Origin of the sequence: Sphingobium sp. YBL2 (genome assembly GCF_000943805.1) — a bacterium.
GTDB lineage: Bacteria > Pseudomonadota > Alphaproteobacteria > Sphingomonadales > Sphingomonadaceae > Sphingobium > Sphingobium fuliginis.
This window is the reverse complement of sequence record NZ_CP010956.1, coordinates 172,303-195,514: the sequence shown is the minus strand read 5'-3', so window position 1 is coordinate 195,514 and position 23,212 is coordinate 172,303. Positions and strand designations below refer to the sequence as shown.

The following is a 23,212-nucleotide window of genomic DNA, read 5'->3' as shown; positions in this document are numbered from 1 at the left end:
TTTTGGAGGTTCAAAGATGCCCGGACGGATTCCGATGACGACGCGGCAGCGCGCTGCCCTGCTGATGTTGCCCGACGACGAGGCGGCGATCGTGAAGCACTATAGTCTGTCAGGTGAGGACATGACCGCGATCGACACCGCGCGCACGCCCGCCACCCGACTCGGCTACGCCCTGCAGCTTTGTTGCCTGCGCTACCCGGGCCGGCATCTGCGCCACGGGGAACTGCTGCCTGCGGTCATGCTCGACCATATTGCCGAGCAGGTCGGGGTGGATGCAAAGGTCATAGCTGATTTCGCCAGACGCACGCCCACGCGCTACGATCAGCTCGCCGCGATCAAGACGCGCTTCGGCTTCAGCGATCTGAGCCGCCCGCACCGCGTGGAATTGCGGACATGGCTGACAAACGAGGCGGCGAGCATCATCGACGGACGCGCGCTGCTCGGCCGGCTTCTGGATGAGATGCGCGCGCGTCGGATCGTGATCCCGGGTGTCAGCGTCGTGGAGCGCATGGCGGCCGAGGCGATACATCAGGCGGAAACGGATCTCGTGGCCGCGATCGATGGCGGCCTTGGCCATGAGATGCGTCAGCAACTCGACGCGCTGATCGATGACAAGGTGCATGACCGGCAGAGCCGTCTGTCCTGGCTGCGCGAGCCAGAACCGCGTGTCGCATCCGCTTCGCTTTTGGAAATCGTCGAAAAGATCACGCTGATTCGTGGGACGGGCATATCGGCTTTCTCCCCTGATGTTCGCCACGAACCGCGCCTGGGGCAATTCGCCCGGGAGGGTGTGCGCTACACGGCACAGGCTTTCCAGCAAATGCGCCCGGCCCGCAGGCGGGTCGTGCTGCTCGCGACGCTGCGCGAGCTGGAGGCGACACTGACCGATGCGGCGATCGATATGTTCATTGCGCTCGTGGGGCGGGCCCATCTGCGCGCCCGCAAACGGCTCGAACAGCGCGTGGCCGTTTCCGGCCGCGAGGGCCGCGAACGGATGTTACGCATCGCCAGGGTTCTGGAAGCGATCAGCCAGGCGGCCCGGGCTGGCGGCGATGTCGCCGCGGCGGTCGATGCCGTGGCATCCCTCGACATCATCGACGCCGACGCCGCTATCATCCGACGTACCGCCTCACCGCACCGGAACGAGGTTCTGGACGAGATCGCGGCGGAATATCGCGCCTTCAAGCGGATGGGGCCGTCGTTCGTGCGCGCTTTTGATTTCCAGGGCCGGGCCGGAATGCAGCCGTTGCGCGATGCGATGGCGATCCTCGCCGATCTCGACGGAGACTGGCGCAGGGCGTTGCCCGATGACGTGCCGCTTGGCCATGTCGAGCACCGCTGGCGTCGGCATGTCATGACCGCAGGCGGGATCGATCGCACCCATTGGGAGATGGCGACTTACAGCGCGCTTTCCAATGCTTTGGCATCCGGTGGTATCTGGGTGCCGACCGCGCGCGTCCATCGCGCGCTCAGTGTGCTGCTTGCCCCACCGGCCAGCCCCGTACCGAAGCCCGCTTTCTCGCTCGGCGATCCGCACGCCTGGCTCGACGAGAGGGCGGCAAGGCTTGATAGCGCCCTGCGCGAGGTCGCCCGCGATCTGGACAAACGCGATCCCCCCCTTTTTGCCGGCGAGCGGCTGCGGTTTCCGAAAGACCCCAAAGAAGACCCTGGTCAGGATGAAGGGCGGCAACTTGCGCTCACCTGCTACGGCATGGTGCCTGCCACCCGTATCACGGATGTGCTGTCGCAGGTTCAACGATGGACCGGCTTCATCCAGCATTTCGGCCATGTCTCGACCGGTCTGCCTCCCGCCGACGAACGCGCCTTTCTTGCCACCTTGATCGCGGAGGCGACCAACCTTGGTCTGTCGCGCATGGCCGAAGTTTGCGGTGTCGCCTCGCGTCGCGCACTGTTGCGTATGCAGACGTGGCATATGCGCGAGGAAACGTTTCGCGCCGCGCTCGCCAGCCTGACCGACGCTATCCATGCCGAACCGCTCGCCGCCTGGTTTGGTTCGGGGCATCGCGCATCGGCCGATGGGCAGGCTTATTATCTCGGCGGTGCCGGCGAAGCCGGAGGAACGGTCAACGCACATTACGGTCGCGACCCCGTGGTCAAGATCTACACCACCATCACCGATCGATACGCACCGCTTCATCAGACGGTCATCGCCGGGACGGCGGGCGAGGCGATCCACGCACTCGACGGCATCCTCGGCCACGAAAGCAGCGCGGACATCACCGCCCTCCACACCGATGGTGGCGGCGTCTCCGATATCGTGTTCGCCGTCATGCATTTGCTCGGCCTCGATTTCGAGCCGCGCATTCCGCGCCTGTCGGATCGACAACTCTATGGTTTCGAGCCCGCGCGGCGCTATGGTCGGCTCGCACCGCTGTTCGGGCGCCGCCTCGGTCGGGACCTGATCGTCAGCCATTGGGCCGAAATTGCGGAGGTCATCGCGGCGATGCGCGACCGCACTGTCACACCGTCGCTGATTTTGAAGAAGCTGTCCGCCTATCGTCAACAAAACAGTCTTGCTGCGGCACTTCGGGAGGTCGGACGGATCGAGCGCACACTGTTCACGCTGCGCTGGTTCGACGACACCGATCTGCGCCGGACGGTCACCGCCGAACTCAACAAGGGCGAGGCACGCAACAGCCTGGCCCGCGCTGTCGCCTTCCATCGGCTCGGGCGGTTTCGCGACCGTGGCCTGGAGAACCAGCAGACCCGCGCGGCAGCGCTCAACCTCGTCACGGCCGCCATCATTCTTTTCAACTGCCGCTATCTCGGTCGTGCCGTCGATGAACTGCGGCACCGCGGCACACCTGTCGATCCCGCCATGCTGTCCCGATTGTCGCCGCTGGGATGGGACCGCATCAATCTCACCGGCGATTATATCTGGTCCGAGAGCCTCGACCTCGATGCCGATGGCCTCATGCCGCTGCTCATCAAGCCGCTACCGTGAATCTGTGTCCGAATAATGTACAGAGGCCTAAACGAGTCCGAACCAATCTCCTGAGATCTCCCTTTCGGAGAAAATCGCGGCAGGGAAGGAGGATATGTCGTGTCGCACACACGCTCGTTCATCGATCCCCTCGACGTTGCTGGGCACCTGAAGCTTGAGCCCGAAGTAAAGCGCGCCACCCTGCTATCCTGGGCGTCCGATCGCGCAGCCGTCAAGGGCCAACCCGCCCCCCTCGCCCGCCGGGCGCCAGTAACCCGCTGCCGGTCGACGATGTGATGGAAGCGTAGCGATGGCTCGATCGCGCCGAGGGCGGCGCGGGCAACTCGCATGCATCGTCCGGAGCAGAGACCCGGCAATGAGCCGCAGCGACCGCGGCATTGGTGTGAGCGGAGTAGCCGAACCCTCACAGTTTCGCTGTCCTTCGCCGTTTTGCCTCGCCAAATTTTTACTCTTGACCTGCGACCATAGTCCAACGTGCAGAGAAGTATCCCTTGAAGCGCTGCCCTCGCGGCACTGCGTATTGATCGATCTCGGGGGCTATGGGGAACAAGCGCGTCGTGCATATCGTCGATGACGAAGAGACAATACGAAAAGCACTAAGTTTCACGTTGCGGACCGCAGGGTTTGCCGTAGAAGCCTACGCTTCGGGGCCGGAGTTTCTGTTGAGCGCAGAGGACGCCGAGAAAGGCTGCGTGGTTCTCGACATGCACATGCCCGACATGGACGGCCTGCAGGTTCAGGCGGAGCTGACGCGACGCGGTATCGACATGCCCGTCGTGGTGCTGACGGGCAATGGCGATCCTACGCTCGCCGTACAGGCGATGAAGGCGGGCGCTGCCGACTTTCTCGCCAAACCGGTCGAGAAGGCCGCATTGCTCGGCGCGATCGACCGCGGCTTCAGCTGGCTTGAGAGTATAGCCCGTCGTGCCTCCGAACAGGCCGACGCTCTTTCGAAAGCCGCGAGACTGACGCAGCGCGAACGGGCCGTTCTGAGAGGAATTTCGCGAGGCTATCCAAATAGCCTTATCGCAGATGAACTCGGCGTCACGTCGCGCACGGTCGAGCTGCATCGGGCCAGTCTGATGATCAAACTCAACGCGCAAAGCCTGCCCGACCTGTTGCGGATCGCTTTCGCCGTCGACCTGCACGAATCGACCGAAAACGGGCACCCCTAAAATTCTCGGCCGTGCGATGCCGGATGCTATGCGGATCGGGCCGCGGCCAGTTCGGCGATGATCGGACAATCCGGCCGCTCGTCGCCTTGGCAGCGCTCGGCCAGGTCGATTAGCGTGTCGCGCAGCGCCGTCAACGCCTCGGCTTTGCGCTGAAACTCATCGGCGCGGGCAAGGGCAAGCCGCTTCACCTCCGCGCTGGCACGGCCGGTATCGGCCCAAAGGCTGAGCAACGTGCGGATCTCCTCGATCGGGAAGCCGAGATCGCGGGCATTGGCGATAAACCGGAGGCGATGGAGGTCGCGCTCGCCATAGTCACGATAGCCAGCACCCCGACGCGCCGGCGCCGGGATGAGGCCGATCTTTTCATAATGGCGGATCATCCGCTCAGAGACGCCGCTCTGCCGTGACGTCTCGCCGATGTTCACAGTGCTTTCCGGTTGAGGCGCAGCGCGTTGGTGACCACGCTCACCGAAGAGAGCGCCATCGCCGCCGCCGCGATAATGGGCGAGAGCAGAATACCGAACAGCGGATAGAGCGCACCCGCCGCTACGGGCACGCCCGCGACATTGTAGATGAAGGCGAAGACGAGATTCTGGCGGATGTTCGACATGGTCGCTTGGCTGAGCCGCCGCGCCCGGACGATGCCAGTCAGGTCGCCCTTGAGCAGCGTGACGCCAGCGCTCTCGATCGCGACGTCGGTGCCGGAACCCATGGCGATGCCGACGTCGGCGGCGGCCAACGCGGGGGCGTCGTTGACACCGTCGCCGGCCATGGCGACCACCCGCCCCTCGCGCTTGAACTTCGCGACCACGGCGCTCTTCTGATCGGGCAGCACCTCGGCCTCCACCTCGTCGATGCCCAGACGCCGGGCGACCGCTTCCGCCGTCGTGCGGTTGTCGCCTGTCAGCATGACCACGCGAATGCCCTCCGCCTTGAGCGTGGCGAGCGCTTCTGGTGTCGTGGCCTTCACCGGATCGGCGATCGCGAAGGCGCCGCCGACTGTGCCGTCGACCCCGATGAAGATCGCGGTGGCGCCATCCCGGCGCAGCGCGTCGGCCTGGTCGGCGAGCGCCTCGGTGGCGACGCCCTCGTCACCGAGGAACCGCGCGTTGCCGAGAACGATCCTGCAGCCATCGACAGTGCCGAGCGCGCCGCGCCCGGTCGGCGAGTCGAAGTCGGTGACGTCGCTCGTGGCGATGCCGCGATCCTTGGCGGCCTCGACGATCGCCAGCGCGAGCGGATGCTCGGACGCCCGCTCGACCGAGGCGGCAAGACGCAGCAGCTCGGCTTCGTCGAAGCCGGGCGCCGGCACGACCTGGGTGACGGCAGGCCGGCCTTCGGTCAGCGTGCCTGTCTTGTCGACGACGAGAGTGTCGACCTTCTCCATATGCTCGAGTGCTTCGGCATTTTTGATGAGGACACCGAGCCCGGCGCCGCGGCCGACCCCGACCATGATCGACATCGGCGTTGCCAGCCCCAGTGCGCAGGGACAGGCGATGATCAGCACGGCGACCGCCGCCACCAGCCCATAGGCGAAGCGCGGCTCGGGACCCCAGATGCCCCAGGCGATGAACGCGACGGCCGCGACCGCGATGACCACGGGCACAAACCAGCCCGACACCTGATCGGCCATGCGCTGGATCGGCGCGCGCGAGCGCTGCGCCTCAGCGACCATCTGGACGATGCGTGCGAGCATGGTATCGCGGCCGACCTTGTCGGCGACGATCACCAGCGCACCGGTCTGGTTGAGCGTGCCGCCGATCACTGTGTCGGCCTTTGCCTTGGTGACGGGCATGGATTCGCCGGTGACCATCGACTCGTCGAGCGAGGAGCGGCCGTCCTCGACTACGCCGTCGACCGGCACCTTCTCGCCCGGCCGCACCCGCAGGCGGTCGCCCACCGCAACCAGATCAAGGCTGATTTCCTCTTCGTTCCCATCAGAACCGATCCGGCGCGCGGTCTTTGGTGCAAGGTTGAGCAGCGCCTTGATCGCGCCCGAGGTGCGTTCCCGCGCGCGCAGTTCGAGCATCTGGCCGAGCAGCACGAGGACGGTGATCACCGCGGCCGCCTCGAAATAGACGGCAACCATGCCGTCCTCGCCGCGGAAGGCCGGCGGGAACAGCTGAGGCGCGAGCGTCGCGATGACGCTGTAGATCCAGGCGACCCCGGTCCCCATCGCGATCAGGGTGAACATGTTGAAGTTGCGGGTCTTGAGCGAGGCCCAGCCACGCTCGAAGAACGGCCAGCCCGCCCACAGCACGACGGGTGTCGCCAGCACGAACTGGATCCATACCGAGATAGACATCGGCACGAGGCGATGGATCGCGGGAAAGACATGCGCGCCCATCTCGAGGATCAGCACCGGGAGAGCCAGCACGAGGCCGACCCAGAAGCGCCGCGTGAAATCGACTAGCTCGTGGCTGGGGCCGCTGTCGGCGGTCACGGTCGCGGGTTCGAGCGCCATGCCGCAGATCGGACAGGACCCGGGATGGTCCTGGCGGATCTCGGGATGCATCGGGCAGGTCCAGATCGTGCCTTCGGGCGCCGCGACCGGCGGCGTCGGCGGGCCGAGATAGCGCTCGGGATCGGCGATGAATTTGGTCCGGCAGCCCGCGCTGCAGAAATGATAGCTTTCACCGCTATGCTCGGCGTGATGCGCCGTGGTCGCCGGGTCGACGGTCATGCCGCAGACCGGGTCCTTGACGCCGGTCGCCGCTTTAGCGGTGCCGTGGCCGCCGCAGCAACCGCCGCCATGCGCCGCTCCATGTGTCTCGTTCATCGCCTCGCTCCTTTCGACGCCTGACGATCTAGGGTCTGACACCGTGTCAGGGTCAATACGTAATCGCCTAAGCGGCCAAATCGGCGGGCCCGTTCGCTTGGCCGCCATCAGGCCGGGGAGCACGCCGTCGGCATTGGGCTGGGTATCGTCGATGCCATCGAGCCGCTGCACGGTCAGGCGGAAGGCGAGCCGCATGAGACCCGTGCTGGCGGCCATAATCGGCGATTACCAGGCGCCAATCCGGGCGCAGCATGGCAAGCATGGCGGCACGCCACCGCTTCTCCCGCGCCCACAGGCGGATCGCGCGATCATAGTCTTTCGTCGATCCAGTCCCGCGCGGCGGGGTGTACGATTGCATTGGCTTCTCCCAACGCGAGGCGTTCGAAACGATAAACTACATCGACATGGGTGGCGACAGTGTCCCCAGCCAGGCGACCAGCCCGAGAATGACGACCGCAAGACCGCCTTCGACGACGAGGCTCGCCCGCAACAGCGCCTGCGCCCGGGGCGCGTCCTCTTCCTCGATCGCCTGCGCCAGTGCCGGGGTCAGGCGGTAACGGTTGAGCGCGGCCAGGCCCAGCATGCCGGCGAAGAGCAGCAGCTTGGCGATGAGCAGCAGGCCGTAGGTCGACTGCCCGAGAGACGCGATGTTGCCCGGGCCGACCAGGAACCAGCCGTTCACCGTCCCGGTCAGGATCAGCAGGGCGACGATGATCGTGCCGACGAGGGAGAAGCCCCGCAGCGCTTCCTCGGCGAGCATGACCCGGTCCATGTCTTCAGTGGCGAGATCATCGGTTGCGAGCCTGGTAAGAACCAGCGCAAGGAATGCGGCAAGCGCGCCGACCCAGGCGCCCGCGGCGAGCAGATGGATGAGATCGGCCCCCAGTTGCAGCCAGCCCGCCTCGCCTTCGCCGGCCGCGCCATGCCCGCTCCAGGCGAGGGTCGCGAGCGCGACCGCGCCTGCCAGAGTGGACGCGATAAAGACAGGACGGGATTGCCGGCGATAGAAGGGGATGCAGAGCAGAAGAACAAGAAGCGCGACAAGACGCGCCTTCAGCGCCGTTCCCATGGACGTGCCGTTGATGAGGTCTGCGACCATGGATAGATCAGGCTGGGTGAGCGGCAGGCCGGTCATGGCCGCAGCCTGCAACGCGAACCCCAGCGCCGACAGCAAGAGGGCGAGACAGGCGAGACAGGCCACCATTGCCGCCATCGGCATATGCCGCTGAACGATCCGGCCGCCGCCAGGCGCATAGAGCGCGAACAGCGGCAGGCCGAACAGCAGGCCGAGATCGACGTAGAGTGCCCAGCGGACGGCGACGAGTGCCACGTCGTTCATGGCTTCACTTGACGGTAAAGGCGAGATTTCCCTGGATGCGGTGCGTGTCGGTCGAGACGACGTGCCAGGCGACCTGATAGCTGCCTGCCATGAGCGGCTTGTCGAGCGCCAGCACGAGCGTCTTGCCGCCTTCGACGGCCGTCTTGAAGCCGGTAACCGCCATGCGGTGGTTGGGCATGCCGGGCATGCCGGTCATCACGATCTCGGCGCCCGACAGCTTCGGCATCAGACCTTCACTGAAGGTGAGCGTGATACGCGAAGGCGCCGAGACGCTGGCGTTCGCGGCGGGCGTCGAGGACACAAGCTTGGGATGCGCGTAGGCCGGAGCAGAAACACTCAGGCCGACGGCGGCGATAACTGCGAGAGGCGAAAAGAAACGCATTGGAACATTCTCCTGTAGATCCCATGAGACAATACGCAGCCCGAGCCCCCACCCCTCGCAATTATTCTTTTCAATCTACAGCAAGGGTTCCTGGACCATCGTGCGTATTGAAGGATGAAGACGGAGAAGCACCATGGATGAACTTGACCACCTGCTCTCGCGGTTGCGCGATGCGCCTCTCGATCCCAGGCTCGGCGGCCTGGAAAGCCGGGTCATGGCGGAAATAGCGCGCATCCGGGCCATACCAAGCCTTGGCGCTATGACGTTCGGCATCGCGGCCGCAACCGCGCTGTTCATCGGAATTGCCGGCTCGGCAGTTCCGACACGGTCTGCTGATGCCAAACCGCTATCGCCCTTCGATGCTCGGCTCGCGCTTGCGCCCTCGACGCTGCTGAGCTCGCAGTGATGCGCGACCGCCGCCGGCTCCTGCTCCTCGTCCTGGTGACCTTCGCCGCGGCGATCGCTGGCGTTGTCATTGGCCGCGTCTATGTGGTTCCAGTGCGCCCGGTCGAAAATGAGCTGCACGAGCTGCTCCATCGCGATCTGAAGCTGAATTCAGCGCAACACAGCCGACTCGAGACAATCGAGAAGAACTACGCGATCCGGCGTCAAGCGCTGGAGGCCGAATTGCGCGCCGACAATGCGCGTCTCGCGGAAGCGATCGAAGCGGAGCATGGCTATGGCCCGCAAGTCGCAACTGCGGTGGATCGCTCGCACCAGGCCATGGGCGCGCTGCAGAAAGAAACACTTGAGCATATCTTCGCGATGCGGGCCGTGCTGCGCCCGGATCAGACGGACAAATTCGACGACGCCGTGGTGAAAGCGCTGACGGCCAAATCCGAATGACCGCGTGCCTCCCCGACTGCTCGGACGGGGAGCTCGCGGCTCTGGCGCTTGGAGGCCGGCAAGCGGCCTATGGCGAGCTGGTCCGCCGGCATCAAGGTTGGGTTCACCGGCTCGTGCGCAGCCATGTCGGATCTATGGATGAGGCATTGGATGTCACCCAGGCGAGCTTCGTCGCGGCCTTTGCCGCACTCAACCGCTATGACGTAACCCGACCCTTCCAGGTCTGGATGTCCCGGATTGTCATCAACAAATGCCATGACTGGCGGCGTCGGCGAGCGGTTCGAAATTTCTTTGCCCTAGCCCTACCGCTCGGCGAGGCGGACGGCGTCGCCGACGACGCACCGCTGCCCGATCAGGCGATCGGGGCCGAACAGCAGCTCGCGCAAGCAATGAAAGCGATTGCTGCCCTGCCGTCTTCCCTCAAGGACACGCTTATTTTGCGTACGATCGACGAGAAATCGGAAGCTGAAACCGCCGAAATTCTCGGGATCAGCCAGAAGGCGGTCGAAACGCGCCTCTATCGAGCTAGGGCACGCCTTTCGGAAATATTAAAGAAAGTTTGAGGGGGATGAGGCCATGCTGCGTATTCCCAATAGGTCCGCCCTCTTTCTTAAAGCTGAGACAACCGAATGATATCTGCTCTCGACCGCCGCCAGTTCCTTCGCGGAGCGGCCCTCGCCGGTGGTGGCGCCGCACTGTCAGCCTGGCTGCCGGCCTGGGCGCAGACGATCTCGCCGGGGATGCGCCCGACGCTGCCGACCGTGGCGGGCGAAGACATCACGCTCACCATCGCCCGGCAGTCGATGACCATCGACGGGCGCAAGTTCCGGGCAATCGGCCTCAACGGCACGGTCCCCGCCCCGCTGATCCGGCTGCGCGAGGGCCAGCGCGTGCGGCTCAACGTCGTCAATCAGCTGGAGGAGGACAGCTCGATCCACTGGCACGGGCTGATCCTGCCGGCCAATATGGACGGTGTGCCGGGCGTGTCTTTTCCGGGCATCAAGCCGGGCTCGAACTACCTCTACCAGTTCTCCGTCGTGCAAAGCGGCACCTACTGGTACCACAGCCATTCAGGCCTGCAGGAACAGGAAGGCCATTACGGCCCGATCATCATCGATCCCGCCGGTGCCGATCCGGTCGCCTATGACCGCGAGCATGTCATCGTGCTCGCCGATCACAGCGCGCTCTCGCCGCAGGCGATCTTCCGGCGCCTCAAGGTCAACCCCGGCCATTTCAATTTCCAGCGCCAGACCCTGGCCGGGCTCCTGTCGGGCAAGGATCAGCCGCTCAAAGACCGGCTCGACTGGGGCCAGATGCGGATGGACCCGGCCGACATCTCCGATGTGACCGGATCCACCTACACCTATCTCGTCAACGGCCATGGTCCGATGGACAACTGGACCGCGCTCTTCACCCCGGGCGAACGGGTGCGGCTGCGGGTCATCAATGCGTCGGCGATGACCACCTTCAACGTCCGCATCCCCGGCCTGCCGCTGACCATCGTCCAGGCCGACGGGCAGAATGTGGTGCCGGTCACCGTCGACGAGTTCCAGATTGGTGTTGCCGAGACCTACGACGTCGTTGTCAGCCCAGGCGATGACAAGGCCTACACCCTTGTCGGCGAGGCGATCGACCGCTCGGGCATGGCGCGTGCCACGCTCGCGCCGCGCGCCGGCATGGCCGGCGAGGTTCCCCCCTTACGCAAACGGCCGCTCGCCGACATGAAGGACATGGGCATGGACATGTCCTCGATGCCGGGCATGGAAGGCATGGACATGTCGGGCGGCGCTATGCGGGGCGTCGATCCGACGGCCGAGAAGAACGCGTCCGCGCGCCTCGCGACCGGCGCGGCGGCAGCGATGGCGACCATGGACAATAGCGCCATGGCAGGCATGGATCATTCGGGGATGGATCATGGATCGATGGCCGGCATGGACCACGGCGCGATGGGCGCCGATGGCCAGATGGCGGGCATGGATCATGGCGGGCACGCGATGGGCTCGATGAAGATGCGCGACTTCTCGAACGCGCCGCAGGTGAAGCGCGACCCGAGCGTCCAGACCATCTCGCCGATGCCCGTAGACCGCACCGGCGAGCCCGGCCAGGGCCTCGCCGACGTCGGCCACAAGGTGCTTGTCTACAGGGACCTGATGGCGCTCGATCGCAATCCGGACGTGCGCGCGCCGAGCCGCAGCATCGACATTCACCTCACCGGCAACATGGAGCGGTTCATGTGGTCGTTCGACGGCGAAAAAATGTCGGACCATCACGAGCCGATCCCCTTCATCGAAGGCGAGCGGGTGCGCGTCAATCTCATCAACGACACGATGATGGGGCATCCGATCCATATTCACGGGCATTTTTTCGAGCTGGTGACGGGGCATGGCGATCATGCGCCGCGCAAGCATACGGTGATCGTCCAGCCCGGCGGCAAGGTGACCTGGGACTTCACCGCCGACGCGGTCGGCGACTGGGCCTTCCACTGTCATCTCCTCTACCACATGCATGCAGGGATGATGCGGGTCGTGAGCGTCCGTCCGAAGGGAGACGCGTAATGACCCGCATCCTCACGCCGCTGGTGAGCGCGATCGCCCTTTTCGCTGCCGCGCCCGCCTTTGCCCAGGATCATTCGATGCACGGCATGCCCGGCATGGCGCCGCCGGGCGAAGTGGCGCCGGCGCAGGAGAAGAAGAAGGACAAGGCCGCCGCCAGGCCGCGCGCTCAGACACCAGCGCCGGACGCCACCTCGGCGATGGACCATTCGCAGCACCAGGCCAGTCCTGCGCCGCAGGGAGATGCGGCCGGTCAGCCGCAACCCGCGTCTCCCGCGATGCCGGAGATGCCGGGTATGGACCATTCGCAGCATGGCCAGACAACGATGCCGGGAATGCCCGCCATGCCCGGCATGCAAATGACCGGCACGGCGCTTCCGGCCGGCAATGCGCCCCCGCCGCCTCCCCCAAGCGACCACTTCGCCGATCGTGATTTTCCCGGCGGCGAGATGGCGCGCTCGCGCGACATCATGATGAAGGATAGCGGCGGCAACAATTTCGGGCAAATGCTGCTCAACCTGTTCGAGTATCAGGCGCATAGCGGCCGCGATGGCTATCGCTGGGATGGCGAAGGCTTTTACGGCGGCGACATCAACCGGCTCTGGCTCAAGAGCGAGGGCGAAGGCGAGTTCGGCCGCGGCATCGACAGCGCCGAGGTGCAGGTGCTCTACAGCCGGGCCATCGACCCCTATTTCAATCTTCAGGGCGGTATCCGCCAGGACTTCGGCCGCGGGCCCGACCGCACCTACGCGACGATCGGCGTCGAGGGCCTGGCTCCTGGCATGTTCGAGGTCGAAGGCGCGCTGTTCCTCTCGACCAAGGGCGATGTTCTGGGCCGGGTCGAGGGCTATTACGACCAGCGCATCACCCAGCGCCTGATCCTCCAGCCGCGCGCCGAGGTCAATTTCGCCGCACAGGATATTCCGGAGAACGACATCGGTTCGGGGCTGGTCAACATAGAGCTCGGCGCGCGCCTGCGCTACGAATTCAGCCGCCAGTTCGCGCCTTACATCGGCGTTTCCTATCTGCGCAAAGCCGGAGACACGGCGCGGCTGTCGAGGCTTGCGGGCGAGGACGTCCATGCCACCAGCTTCGTCGCCGGCGTTCGCTTCTGGTTTTAGCATCAGGACGGCTGATGGCGGGGGCGAACAAGAGAGCGGGGCGTTACACTCATACCCAGGTCGGCCGGCGCCGAGCGAAGGAGATACGCCATGGACCATTCGTCCCACATGAACACCCGGAAGATGGGCGCCTATTGGAGCCTTGCCGTTCAGACCGTCATCAGCGGCGTCATCATGTATCTGGTGATGTTCGTCATGATCGACGGGCTCGACAGCTTCTACAACAACCTCAACATGCTCTACATGACGCTGATGATGGTCGCGCCGATGGTGGTGCTGATGATCCTCGCCATGCGGCACATGTTCGCGTCGAAGGCCGCCAACATCGCGCTGATCGCCGCGTCGCTGGTCGCCTTCTTCGGCAGCTTTGCACTCATCCGCACCCAGACCACGATCGGCGACACGGCCTTTCTGCGCTCGATGATCCCGCACCATTCCGGGGCGATCCTGATGTGCCAGGAAGCAAAGCTCAGCGATCCGGAAGTCATCCGGCTTTGCGAATCGATCAAGCGCTCGCAGCGGCAGGAAATCGACGAGATGAAGGCCATACTCGCGCGGCGCTGAGTGGCACGGTCGGGCTACGCCCGGATACGTGCGCCCGGCCAGGTATGTGAGCCGGCCGATGGTCGACACGAGGCGCGGGGCGGACGAGATTGCAAGCGACGTAGCGCGGCTTGCGCCGCTGTTCCTGCGACAGGCTGGCGGCCACGTCCTGACGCTGCTCGATCCTTCCGGGATCGTGCTGAGCTATAATGAAGAAGGCGAGCGTGCCGAATGCTGGCCGCTCGATCGCGTTCTGGGACAGCCCCACGACCTGTTCTACCCGCCAGACGAGATAACGGCAGGACGGCCCCGCGCCGACTTGGACGCCGCTCTGCGCGAAGGCACTCTGGAGCGTGAAGCCTGGCGAGTCTGCGAGAACGGCTCGGAATACCTTGCGCGATTGACCATCACTGCGCTGTTCGAAGACGACGCCCATCGAGGCTTTGCCTGCATCAGCCGGGATGTCACCGACGAGGCGGCGGTCCGGGCTTCAAACGAAACGCGCGAGCAGCATCTGCAATCGATCCTGGCGACCGTACCTGATGCAATGATAATAATCGACGAGGCCGGCGTCATCACCTCGTTCAGCGCTGCTGCCCAGCGCATGTTCGGCTATTCGGAAGCCGAGCTCGTCGGGCAAAATGTCTCCTGTCTTATGCCTCAGCCCGACCGCGACCGGCACGACGAATACATCGCGCATTATCTGCAGACGGGCGAGCGCCGGATCATCGGTCTGGGCCGCGTCGTTGTGGGTCAGCGCCGCGACGGCTCGACCTTCCCGATGCAGTTGTCGGTCGGCGAGGCCGGTGAAGAGGGCCAGCGGCTTTTCACAGGGTTCATCCGGGATCTCACCGCCAAGGAGCAGGATGAGCTCAGGCTCAAGGAACTGCAAGCGGAGTTGGTTCATGTCTCGCGGTTGAGCGCGATGGGTACGATGGCCTCCACGCTTGCTCATGAACTCAATCAGCCGCTCGCCGCAGTGGCGCTCTATCTCGAAACCATTCGGGACATGCTCGCTGTCCAGGATGATGAGCCATTCGTCTCTCTTCGGTCCGTAATGGACGATGCCGCTCAGGAGACGCTGCGCGCTGGCCACATCGTCCGGCGCCTCCGCGACTTCGTCGCACGCGGTGAGGTCGACAAGAGTTTGCACGACCTGCCGCAAGTCATCACCGAGGCAAGCCAACTGGCACTGGTCGGCGCGCGCGAGCGGGGCATCCGTAGCTTCTTCGCAATCGACCCCGCAGCCACGCCGGTCCTCATCGACAGGGTGCAGATCCAGCAGGTGCTCGTAAACCTGATGCGCAACGCCGTTGAGGCCATGGCAGAATCATCGATCCGCGACCTCAAAGTCGCGACGAGTTTGCGTGCCGACGGCCTTGTCGAGGTTACGGTGGAGGATACCGGCCCCGGGATCGCGGAAGAAATTCGCGAACAACTGTTCATGGCGTTCACATCGACGAAGGCCGACGGCATGGGCCTTGGCCTCTCGATCTGCCGGACGATCATCGAAGCACATGGCGGCCGCATCTGGATGGAGCGCTCCGACCGAGGCGGCACGTGCTTTCACTTCACGCTGATCCACGCGCGGGCGGAGGAGGAACATGGGGGATAGACGCATCATTCATCTGGTCGACGACGAGGAGAGCATCCGCAAGGCGGCAAGCTTCGCGCTCAAAACCGCGGGCTATGATGTCATCGCCTACACCTCCGGAGTGGAATTTCTCAGGACAGCGAAGTCCGCTGAAGTAGGCTGCGTTATCTTGGATGTGCGGATGCCTGAAATGGACGGTCTCCAAGTCCAGACCACTATGGCTGCGCGTGGGATCAACATGCCGGTCATCGTCCTGACCGGCCACGGCGATGTGTCGGTAGCTGTGCAGGCTATGAAAGGCGGCGCGATTGACTTTCTCGAAAAGCCCTTCGAGAAGGCTGCCCTGCTCGAGGCCGTGAGGCGCGCTTTCGCTCGTCTCGACGATGTCGACCTTCGCGCGCTGGAATCGTCGGAAGCCGAGGTGCGGGTTGCTGCCTTGACCCCCCGCGAGCAGGAAGTGCTGGAAGGATTGGCGAACGGCTTGCCCAACAAGACGATCGCCTATGATCTGGGTTGCTCATCCCGGACGGTCGAGGTTCACCGCGCCAGCCTCATGGCCAAGCTCGAGGTCCGCAATCTCTCTGAGGCGTTGAGGATCGCCTTTGCTGCCGGGTTCGGTCGCAAGACGTGATAACTGCGCCCTCTACGTAGCGACGAGGATGCCGCATCGTGCGAGCCATTGCCGTGATGCAACAGGTCCTCATGTCGCGCGAGATGTCTTCGTTTTCTGACACACAAGGTGATGGGCGCTACACCATCCTCGTCTCCGACGACGACCCGGGTGTTCGGCGTGCCCTTCAGCTTCTCCTTAGATCCCGTGGCTACTGCGTCTGTAGCTATACAAGTGGTAGCGCGCTTTTGGCCGATTCGCGTGCCAAGCGAGCCAATTGCCTGATTGTTGATTATCGCATGCCGGACATTGATGGCTTTTCGATCCTGCGCCAACTCCGATCGCTGGGCTGGTCCGGATGCTCCATCATGATTTCGGGCTTCCATGACGAGGTTCTCGCCCGCCGCGCTGCCGACGCGGGCTTTGATCACATGATCACTAAACCACTAAGGAGCCGTCTACTCCTCGAGGCAATCGGCCGTCACAGACGCCTCTCGTCGAATGAGTAAATGGACCGCGTCCGACCGCCAACGCTAAAGAGGCCAGGTGGGGACACGAGCACGTCGTTTTTCCAGAGGAAACCAACCCAGCTGCGCCCAAGGGCCTTGCCCGCGGCTGGGCTCATTTGTCACAGCAACACATCTTGGATAGTGGTGGACGGTACGATTCATATCGATTTACGCGCTCCCCTTATCCGCCTGACGAATTAGCACCTGAAGAGGGCCGTTTCCAAGCTAGTGGCAGGACCACAAGCAGCAGGAGCGACAGGCCGGCAATGCTCCAGAGGACGAGAGGCTGAGCGCCGGGTGCGGCGAAAGCGAGCGCCACGGGCGCCAGTGCCTGCCCGATGCTGGCAGCCGAATGCTGGAGGCCAAGCCTCACCCCTGAGGCCGCCGCAGAACCGCTGATCCAGAAGCTTGTGACCAATCGCAGGCTCGCCGAGCTCCAACCGGCGACCAGGATGAACACGCTCATATCGGCTATGCTTGATGCGAGTGGAAAGGCAACGAGCGCCGCTGCCAGCAAACCGAGCGTCAATCCGGCAAGACGCCCGGGAACCTTCACTAACCAATCGAGCCTTGCATGAAAGATCTGCGCCGCCAGCATGCCGAATCCGCAAAGACTGAGCATCCAGGCGATCTGCTCGCGGCTCAGCGAGACCGCACTGCGCGTCATCAGGAGATTGACGTGCATAGCGGCAAGCCCGGCCCCCGCAGCGATCGTGATGAGTAATAGGACTCCCGTGGCGCAGACTGTCGGCGGCGGCGGATCTCCTGAGTCGAGGCAGTGCGCACAGCGGCCTGGCAGGCTTACAAGGCAAAGCGACCCCGCGACGGTGCCGATGCTGGCAGCAACGATCATGAGCGGCGCGCCGGGCATGATCGCAACGGAGGCTTCCGCCAAAAGCGGTCCGCCGAGGTCTCCCAAAAATACAGACCCCGTCAACCAGGTGAAACGCCGCGCCTGCTCCCCACGGCTGACCGCGGCGAAACTCGCACTGAGCAGCGCAAGCGGTATGATGGCGGCGGCCGCCATCCCCGCGACCGTGCGCAAAACGTAGAGAGTCGGCAGAGCTACGAGGCCAACTGGTGCAGTCACCATCGCGAGGATAATGAGCGCTGTGCGCAACATGACGCGGTAGTCGACCCGGTCGGCAATCCAGCCCCAAAGCGGTGCCGCCACCAGTGCTGCCAGCGGGTGGACGGCGGTCAAGCTCGCGACATGAAAATCATGCGCTGAGGAAAGCCCGCCGGGATTTGGGTCGACCAGGGTCGGAAGGAAAGCGAGAATGGCCGTCTGCCCTGCCGAGGCCGACACCGCCGCGAGCAGCAACACAATGAAGGAGGATTGACCACGCTTGCCATCGTGTGATTCGCCTTGGGGAACAAGCGGGTCAGCGGTTCGTCGGAGAGCCGGTATCACCACCAAGCGCGCAAGCCGATCACCAGCCGGTGTTCGGATGACCCCTCGCCCCGCAGGCGTCGGAAGCCCGCCGTGCCATCGAACGCACGCTCCCAGACGAAGCCGATATAGGGCGCGAACTTGCGCGACACCTCGTAGCGCAACCGTCCGCTCAGCTCGACATTGCTGAAGCCGCTGCCAAGCTGCCGATCTCTCGACCGCTTCGAATAGATATTGGTCTCTACCTGCGGTGTGAGGATCAACCGATTGGTGAACAAGACCTCATAGGACGCCTTGGCGCGCGCCGCGAGACGCCCATCGGTTCCTACATAGCCGGTGAGCTGGACGTCGAACCAATAGGGCGCCAGTCCCTCGACGCCGGCGGCCAGCCAGGTGGTCGCACCCTTGCTGAGATCCTGCCTGACCCCGAGCAGCGTGCCCCAGAACGGGTTCTTGCTGTGCCACCACAGCGCCTCGACGCTGCTCTCCGGATCGAGACGTTGGTCGCGGGAGTTCTTGAGCCCCTGGCTGCGCAGCCAGAGCTTGTCATTGTCCTGACCCTTGGTGACGAGCACGGTCCAGCCCACGCCCTGACCCTCGTTGCCGCTGGTGAACTCAAGCTCATCGACAAGTATCTTGGGGATTGAGAGCTTGTCGGCCATCTCATAGCCCGGCAGCGTCGAGTTGCGGTAGCCGTCGGCATAATCGTCCGAGTTGCGCGCGTCCGGCGGGGCCTGGCCGCCCTGCATCGAGCCCATGTCCATCGTGGCGCCGTTACCGGACGCCTTCGTGTCGGTCATATCCATGCCCGGCATGTCCATGCCCGCATGGTCCTGAGAGCCTTGCGCGGAAGGAGTGTGCGGAGCGGGAGTGGCCGTTTGGGCAGGGGTGGTGGCGGGCGACGGGGGCGAGGCATCCTGCGCGAGGGCGGGGGCCGTGATCGCCGGCGCCAGGAAGAGGGCAGCGCCAAGAGCGATGCCGCGCGAGGGGAAAATCCGGATCATGCGACCACCACCTCCCGGAACATGCCGGCCGCCATGTGATAGAGCAGATGGCAATGGAAGGCCCATCGGCCCATGGCGTCGGCGGTGACGCGGAAGCTCACCCGTTGGGCGGGCTGGACCACCACCGTATGCTTGCGGACCTGGAAGGCGCCGTCCGGGCCTTCGACATCGCTCCACATGCCGTGCAGATGCATCGGATGCGCCATCATCGTGTCGTTGACGAAGGTGACGCGCAGCCGCTCGTTCGGCCTGAAATGGAGCGGCCTGGAATCGTTGAGCTTGATGCCGTCGAGCGACCAGATGAACCGTTCCATATTGCCCGTCAGATGCAGCTCGATGTCGCGCTCGGGCTCGCGCGGGTCGGGATCGCCGCCCGGCGTGCGCAGATCGGCCAGCGTCAGCACGCGCCAGCCGCGCCCGCGCAGCCCGGCGCCGGGATCGTCGAGATTGGTGCGCGGATAGTCGACGCGCATGTCGGTATTGGCGCCATATTCGGTGCGGGCGTGCCGTGCCCTGGCCGGCATCTCGGTCATGCCGTGCCCGGCATGCGCGTCGCCTCCCATTGCGCCCATCGTCGCCATCGCGCCCATCATGTCGACCGGCTCGAGCCAGGTCCGGGCATCGAGCGGCGGCACGGCTGCCGCCATGCCCGGGGCCGGTGCGATCGTGCCACGCGCATAGCCGCTCCGATCGATCGCCTGCGCGAAGATGGTGCGGGCGCCGCCCTCGGGCATGGTGAACTCGACGTCGTAGGTCTCGCCCGGGCCGATCCGGAATTCCTCGACCGTGACCGGCTCGACCGGCTGCCCGTCGGTCGATACGACCGTCAGCTCGACCCCGGGGATCCGCACGTCGAAGAACGTCGCCGTCCCCGCGCCGACGAAGCGCAGGCGCACGCGCTCGCCGGGCGCGGCGATACCGGTCCAGTTGCCGGCGGGCGGCGCGCCGTTCATCAGATAGGTGTAGGTCGCGGCAGAGACATCGCTGTAGTCGGTCGGGTTCATCCGCGAGCTGTTCCACATCCGCCGCCGCTCGAGCGCCTTGCCCAAGCCCATGGTGCCGACATCCTTGAGGAAATCGCCGGCGGTCGGCTGCGCAAAATTATAGTAGCTGCTCTGCTTCTTGAGATTGAGGAAGATCTGCAACGGCGGCTCGTCCGACCAGTCGCTGAGCACGATGCAATAGTCGCGATCGGGCGCCCGCGCCGTCGGCACCTGTTTTGGCTCCACGATGATCGCTCCATAGAGTCCCGTCTGCTCGGCGAGCGTGTGAGCGTGATACCAGTAGGTTCCGCTCTGGCGGACCTCGAAGCGATAGGTGAAGGTCTCGCCCGGCGCGATGCCGGCAAAGCTGATGCCGGGCACGCCGTCCATCTCCGCCGGCACGATGATGCCGTGCCAATGGATGCTCGACATCTCCTTGAGGCCGTTGCGTACGCGCAGCGTGACCGTGTCGCCTTCGCGCAGGCGCAGGACCGGCGCGGGCACGCTGCCGTTCACCGCGGTCGCGATACGGCGTTTGCCGGTGAAGTTGACCGGCAGCTCGGCGATCTCGAGGTCGAACTCGGTCCCGCTCAGCTCAGCGGGCAAGGTTGGTGCGGATCGCGCGAGAAGCGCCGGGGCGAAACCGGCGACCGCGCCGCCGATCGCCAGCCCCTGGACGAAACGGCGCCGCGCGATCGGCCGGATATGTAAGGGAGACATGAACTGTACTTTCGCGAAGTCGGGTTCAGGCGAGGTCGAGGACGATCCGGCCCTCGATGTCGCCATGATGCATGCGGGAGAAGACGTCGTTGATGTTCTCCAGCTTGTCTGCATGGACCGTGGCCTTGACCTTGCCCTCGCCGGCGAACGCCAGTGCCTCGAGCAGATCGAGCCGCGTGCCGACGATCGAGCCGCGCACGGTAATGCCGTTCAGCACGGTGTCGAAGATCGACAGCGGGAAGTCGCCCGGCGGCAGGCCGTTGAGCGCGACCGTGCCGCCGCGCCGGACCATGCCGAGCGCCTGCTGGAACGCCTTGGGCGAAACGGCGGTCACCAGCGCCCCGTGCGCGCCGCCAATGGCTTTCTTGAGCGCTGCCGAAGGGTCCTCGCTGCGCGCGTTGACCGTCAGTGTGGCGCCAAGGCGTGTAGCGAGGTCGAGCTTGCTATCGTCGATGTCGACCGCGGCCACATTGAGACCCATGGCACGGGCATATTGCACCGCCATGTGGCCGAGCCCGCCAATGCCGGAGACGACCACCCACTCGCCGGGCCGGGCCTCGGTGGCCTTCAGTCCCTTGTAGACGGTGACGCCCGCGCAGAGGATCGGCGCAATGTCGAGGAAGTCGACATTGTCGGGAAGGTGACCAACATAGTTGGGATCGGCGAGGACATATTCGGCAAAGCTGCCATTGACCGAATAGCCGGTGTTCTGCTGTTCGTGGCAAAGCGTCTCCCAGCCACCCAGGCAATGCACGCAGTGCCCGCAGGCGGTGTAGAGCCAGGGCACACCGACCCGGTCGCCTTCCTTCACATGGGTGACGCCGGCACCAACGGCGGCGACATGCCCGACGCCCTCATGGCCGGGAATGAAGGGCGGGTTGGGCTTGACCGGCCAGTCCCCTTCTGCCGCGTGCAGGTCGGTATGGCACACGCCGGTTGCCGCAATCTTGACCAGGACCTGCCCGGGGCCGACCGTCGGGATCGGCGCGTCCTCGATGACCAGGGGCTTGCCAAATTCGCGGACGACCGCCGCCTTCATGGTTTTCGCCATGTCCGTTTCTCCTTTTAAGCGGGGGGTCAGAATAGGCCGAGCGCGTGCTCGTCATAGGAGACGAGCAGATTCTTGGTCTGCTGATAATGATCGAGCATCATCCGGTGGTTTTCACGCCCGAAGCCCGATGCCTTGTATCCGCCGAAGGCGGCATGGGCGGGGTACTGATGATAGCAGTTGGTCCAGACCCGCCCGGCCTCGATCGCGCGGCCGAGCCGGTAGGCGGTGTTGCCGCTCCGGGTCCAGACGCCCGCGCCAAGACCGTAGGCGGTGTCATTGGCAAGTGCGATCGCCTCCTCGACCGTCTTGAACGTGGTGACCGACAGGACGGGACCGAAGATCTCCTCCTGGAAGATGCGCATGTGGTTCTGACCCACGAACACGGTCGGCTGCACGAAATAGCCCTGGTCGAGCGCACCGCCCGGCAGCGCCCTGGCGCCACCGACCAGACACTGCGCGCCCTCGGCCTTGCCGATATCGATATAGCCCAGGATCTTGTGGAGCTGGTCCTCCGACGCCTGCGCGCCGACCTGGACCGACGGGTCGAGCGGATCGCCCTGGCGGATCGCGGCGACGCGCGCCACGGCGCGCTCGATGAAGCGGTCGAAGATCGACTCATGGATCAGGGCGCGCGACGGGCAGGTACAGACCTCGCCCTTGTTGAAGGCGAACAAAGTAAAGCCTTCGAGCGCCTTGTCGAAGAAGGCATCGTCCTCGTCGAGCACGTCCGCCATGAAGATGTTGGGCGACTTGCCGCCAAGCTCCATCGTCTGGGGGATCAGATGGTCCGCCGCGGCGTGCATGATCTGCTTGCCGGTGACGGTCTCGCCGGTGAACGAGACCTTGGCGATGCGCGGATTGGCGGCGATCGCCTGGCCAACGGTCCGTCCCGGGCCGGTGACGACATTGAGCACGCCGGGCGGCAGGATGTCGGCGGTGAGCTCGGCGAACATCAGCAAGGTGAGCGGCGTCTGGGATGCGGGTTTGATGACGGTGCAGTTGCCCGCCGCCAGCGCCGGCGCGATCTTCCACGCCGCCATCAGCAGCGGGAAGTTCCACGGGATGATCTGGCCGACGACGCCGAGCGGCTCGCGGAAATGATAGGCGATGGTGTCCGCATCGATCGTCGAGATGCCGCCTTCCTCCGCCCGGATGCAGCCGGCGAAGTAGCGGAAATGGTCGATCGCAAGCGGAACGTCGGCAGCACGCGTCTCGCGGATCGGCTTGCCATTGTCGATCGTCTCGGCAAGCGCCAGCAGCTCCAGATTATCCTCGAGCCGGTCGGCGACGCGATTGAGAATCCTGGCGCGCTCGGCGGGGGCGATTCTTGCCCATTGATCCTTGGCGGCGTGCGCCGCATCGAGCGCGCGCTCGACATCTTCCGGCGTCGACAGCGCGAACTCTGCGATCTGGGCACCATTGATCGGGCTCTTGTCGGCGAAATACTCGCCGCTCGCAGGAGCATTCCATCGACCACCGATGAAATTATCATAGCGGTGTCGGAAGGAGGCCGCCGCATTGATGGTCCCGATCGCCTTCTCGAACATTACCTGACTCCATCTCTATCGATGGCCTGACGGAGTAATCTCTTTGCCCGGGCGGCCTATAAGTAAGTTCCGCAGAAGGTAGTTTGGTATCGGTGTCGC

At 64.7% G+C, this 23,212-nt stretch carries 20 protein-coding genes; 11 read left to right on the top strand and 9 right to left on the bottom strand.

The genetic code is table 11. The features are described 5' to 3' along the window. The first annotated feature begins 16 nt into the window (after positions 1 to 16). Together TZ53_RS23340 and TZ53_RS23335 are read left to right on the top strand one after the other, a co-directional pair. Positions 17 to 2,965, top strand: a complete 2,949-nt coding sequence (locus TZ53_RS23340) for a Tn3 family transposase (RefSeq protein ID WP_233431824.1) — start codon at positions 17 to 19, stop codon at positions 2,963 to 2,965. A 539-nt stretch (positions 2,966 to 3,504) separates the two neighbouring features. After that, positions 3,505 to 4,140: a response regulator transcription factor gene (locus tag TZ53_RS23335; RefSeq protein ID WP_007683376.1), complete on the top strand. Its 636-nt coding sequence runs from the start codon at positions 3,505 to 3,507 to the stop codon at positions 4,138 to 4,140. A gap of 26 nt (positions 4,141 to 4,166) precedes the next feature. Here the strand turns inward: TZ53_RS23335 and cueR are convergent, their stop codons facing one another. The 4 genes from cueR to copC all read right to left on the bottom strand — a co-directional run bounded on the left by cueR (position 4,167) and on the right by copC (position 8,640). After that, on the bottom strand, positions 4,167 to 4,565 hold the full coding sequence (cueR, locus tag TZ53_RS23330; protein ID WP_022684257.1) for a Cu(I)-responsive transcriptional regulator: 399 nt from the start codon (positions 4,563 to 4,565) through the stop codon (positions 4,167 to 4,169). Further along, positions 4,562 to 6,919 (bottom strand): heavy metal translocating P-type ATPase, encoded by a 2,358-nt coding sequence (locus TZ53_RS23325; protein ID WP_028056237.1) that lies wholly within the window; start codon positions 6,917 to 6,919, stop codon positions 4,562 to 4,564. Before TZ53_RS23325 ends, cueR begins: the two co-directional genes overlap by 4 nt. 394 nt (positions 6,920 to 7,313) lie before the next feature. Next, positions 7,314 to 8,258, bottom strand: coding sequence for a copper homeostasis membrane protein CopD (copD, locus tag TZ53_RS23320; protein WP_044663297.1), 945 nt, complete (start codon positions 8,256 to 8,258; stop codon positions 7,314 to 7,316). 4 nt (positions 8,259 to 8,262) lie between these two features. Beyond that, the gene (gene copC / locus TZ53_RS23315) at positions 8,263 to 8,640 is read right to left on the bottom strand and encodes a copper homeostasis periplasmic binding protein CopC (RefSeq protein WP_022684260.1); all 378 of its coding nucleotides are present in this window, start codon (positions 8,638 to 8,640) and stop codon (positions 8,263 to 8,265) included. Positions 8,641 to 8,773: 133 nt separating this feature from the next. Here copC and TZ53_RS23310 point away from each other — a divergent pair, with 133 nt between their 5' ends. From TZ53_RS23310 to TZ53_RS23270, 9 genes are all read left to right on the top strand, one after another. Then, on the top strand, positions 8,774 to 9,046 hold the full coding sequence (locus TZ53_RS23310; protein ID WP_004212738.1) for a hypothetical protein: 273 nt from the start codon (positions 8,774 to 8,776) through the stop codon (positions 9,044 to 9,046). Continuing rightward, positions 9,046 to 9,486 (top strand): periplasmic heavy metal sensor, encoded by a 441-nt coding sequence (locus tag TZ53_RS23305; protein ID WP_007683368.1) that lies wholly within the window; start codon positions 9,046 to 9,048, stop codon positions 9,484 to 9,486. Before TZ53_RS23310 ends, TZ53_RS23305 begins: the two co-directional genes overlap by 1 nt. After that, positions 9,483 to 10,049: an RNA polymerase sigma factor gene (locus tag TZ53_RS23300; RefSeq protein WP_007683367.1), complete on the top strand. Its 567-nt coding sequence runs from the start codon at positions 9,483 to 9,485 to the stop codon at positions 10,047 to 10,049. The genes TZ53_RS23305 and TZ53_RS23300 overlap by 4 nt, the downstream gene beginning before the upstream one ends. A gap of 66 nt (positions 10,050 to 10,115) precedes the next feature. Then, positions 10,116 to 12,041: a copper resistance system multicopper oxidase gene (locus TZ53_RS23295; RefSeq protein WP_044663296.1), complete on the top strand. Its 1,926-nt coding sequence runs from the start codon at positions 10,116 to 10,118 to the stop codon at positions 12,039 to 12,041. Further along, positions 12,041 to 13,159, top strand: a complete 1,119-nt coding sequence (locus TZ53_RS23290; protein WP_030541627.1) for a copper resistance protein B — start codon at positions 12,041 to 12,043, stop codon at positions 13,157 to 13,159. The genes TZ53_RS23295 and TZ53_RS23290 overlap by 1 nt, the downstream gene beginning before the upstream one ends. A gap of 90 nt (positions 13,160 to 13,249) precedes the next feature. Beyond that, a complete protein-coding gene (locus TZ53_RS23285; RefSeq protein ID WP_013039091.1) occupies positions 13,250 to 13,723 on the top strand; it encodes a DUF305 domain-containing protein in 474 nt (157 codons plus the stop codon). 58 nt (positions 13,724 to 13,781) lie between these two features. Then, entirely contained in the window at positions 13,782 to 15,317 is a 1,536-nt protein-coding gene (locus TZ53_RS23280; protein WP_044663295.1) for a PAS domain-containing sensor histidine kinase, read from the top strand. Then, positions 15,307 to 15,927, top strand: a complete 621-nt coding sequence (locus tag TZ53_RS23275) for a response regulator transcription factor (RefSeq protein WP_037486757.1) — start codon at positions 15,307 to 15,309, stop codon at positions 15,925 to 15,927. Before TZ53_RS23280 ends, TZ53_RS23275 begins: the two co-directional genes overlap by 11 nt. Positions 15,928 to 16,010: 83 nt before the next feature. Beyond that, positions 16,011 to 16,415: a response regulator gene (locus TZ53_RS23270; protein WP_037486787.1), complete on the top strand. Its 405-nt coding sequence runs from the start codon at positions 16,011 to 16,013 to the stop codon at positions 16,413 to 16,415. A gap of 181 nt (positions 16,416 to 16,596) precedes the next feature. On the opposite strand, the gene TZ53_RS23265 is transcribed toward TZ53_RS23270, so the two are convergent. The 5 genes from TZ53_RS23265 to TZ53_RS23245 all read right to left on the bottom strand — a co-directional run bounded on the left by TZ53_RS23265 (position 16,597) and on the right by TZ53_RS23245 (position 23,113). Next, positions 16,597 to 17,742, bottom strand: a complete 1,146-nt coding sequence (locus TZ53_RS23265) for an MFS transporter (RefSeq protein WP_231735490.1) — start codon at positions 17,740 to 17,742, stop codon at positions 16,597 to 16,599. Positions 17,743 to 17,825: 83 nt separating this feature from the next. Beyond that, entirely contained in the window at positions 17,826 to 18,812 is a 987-nt protein-coding gene (locus TZ53_RS23260) for a copper resistance protein B (RefSeq protein ID WP_172668336.1), read from the bottom strand. Continuing rightward, positions 18,809 to 20,515 (bottom strand): copper resistance system multicopper oxidase, encoded by a 1,707-nt coding sequence (locus tag TZ53_RS23255; RefSeq protein ID WP_044663294.1) that lies wholly within the window; start codon positions 20,513 to 20,515, stop codon positions 18,809 to 18,811. The genes TZ53_RS23260 and TZ53_RS23255 overlap by 4 nt, the downstream gene beginning before the upstream one ends. A gap of 25 nt (positions 20,516 to 20,540) precedes the next feature. Continuing rightward, on the bottom strand, positions 20,541 to 21,566 hold the full coding sequence (gene adhP / locus TZ53_RS23250) for an alcohol dehydrogenase AdhP (protein WP_044663293.1): 1,026 nt from the start codon (positions 21,564 to 21,566) through the stop codon (positions 20,541 to 20,543). A gap of 26 nt (positions 21,567 to 21,592) precedes the next feature. Beyond that, positions 21,593 to 23,113 (bottom strand): aldehyde dehydrogenase family protein, encoded by a 1,521-nt coding sequence (locus TZ53_RS23245; RefSeq protein ID WP_017501291.1) that lies wholly within the window; start codon positions 23,111 to 23,113, stop codon positions 21,593 to 21,595. Positions 23,114 to 23,212: the final 99 nt, after the last annotated feature.

Coding starts and splice junctions, on each gene's coding strand:
- TZ53_RS23295 (WP_044663296.1), top strand. CDS start 10,116: ATGATATCTGCTCTCGACCGCCGCCAGTTCCTTCGCGGAGCGGCCCTC.
- TZ53_RS23275 (WP_037486757.1), top strand. CDS start 15,307: ATGGGGGATAGACGCATCATTCATCTGGTCGACGACGAGGAGAGCATC.
- TZ53_RS23285 (WP_013039091.1), top strand. CDS start 13,250: ATGGACCATTCGTCCCACATGAACACCCGGAAGATGGGCGCCTATTGG.
- TZ53_RS23310 (WP_004212738.1), top strand. CDS start 8,774: ATGGATGAACTTGACCACCTGCTCTCGCGGTTGCGCGATGCGCCTCTC.
- TZ53_RS23305 (WP_007683368.1), top strand. CDS start 9,046: ATGCGCGACCGCCGCCGGCTCCTGCTCCTCGTCCTGGTGACCTTCGCC.
- TZ53_RS23325 (WP_028056237.1), bottom strand. CDS start 6,919: ATGAACGAGACACATGGAGCGGCGCATGGCGGCGGTTGCTGCGGCGGC.
- TZ53_RS23340 (WP_233431824.1), top strand. CDS start 17: ATGCCCGGACGGATTCCGATGACGACGCGGCAGCGCGCTGCCCTGCTG.
- TZ53_RS23270 (WP_037486787.1), top strand. CDS start 16,011: ATGTCTTCGTTTTCTGACACACAAGGTGATGGGCGCTACACCATCCTC.
- TZ53_RS23280 (WP_044663295.1), top strand. CDS start 13,782: ATGGTCGACACGAGGCGCGGGGCGGACGAGATTGCAAGCGACGTAGCG.
- TZ53_RS23260 (WP_172668336.1), bottom strand. CDS start 18,812: ATGATCCGGATTTTCCCCTCGCGCGGCATCGCTCTTGGCGCTGCCCTC.
- TZ53_RS23255 (WP_044663294.1), bottom strand. CDS start 20,515: ATGTCTCCCTTACATATCCGGCCGATCGCGCGGCGCCGTTTCGTCCAG.
- adhP (WP_044663293.1), bottom strand. CDS start 21,566: ATGGCGAAAACCATGAAGGCGGCGGTCGTCCGCGAATTTGGCAAGCCC.
- TZ53_RS23245 (WP_017501291.1), bottom strand. CDS start 23,113: ATGTTCGAGAAGGCGATCGGGACCATCAATGCGGCGGCCTCCTTCCGA.
- TZ53_RS23300 (WP_007683367.1), top strand. CDS start 9,483: ATGACCGCGTGCCTCCCCGACTGCTCGGACGGGGAGCTCGCGGCTCTG.
- copD (WP_044663297.1), bottom strand. CDS start 8,258: ATGAACGACGTGGCACTCGTCGCCGTCCGCTGGGCACTCTACGTCGAT.
- TZ53_RS23335 (WP_007683376.1), top strand. CDS start 3,505: ATGGGGAACAAGCGCGTCGTGCATATCGTCGATGACGAAGAGACAATA.
- copC (WP_022684260.1), bottom strand. CDS start 8,640: ATGCGTTTCTTTTCGCCTCTCGCAGTTATCGCCGCCGTCGGCCTGAGT.
- TZ53_RS23290 (WP_030541627.1), top strand. CDS start 12,041: ATGACCCGCATCCTCACGCCGCTGGTGAGCGCGATCGCCCTTTTCGCT.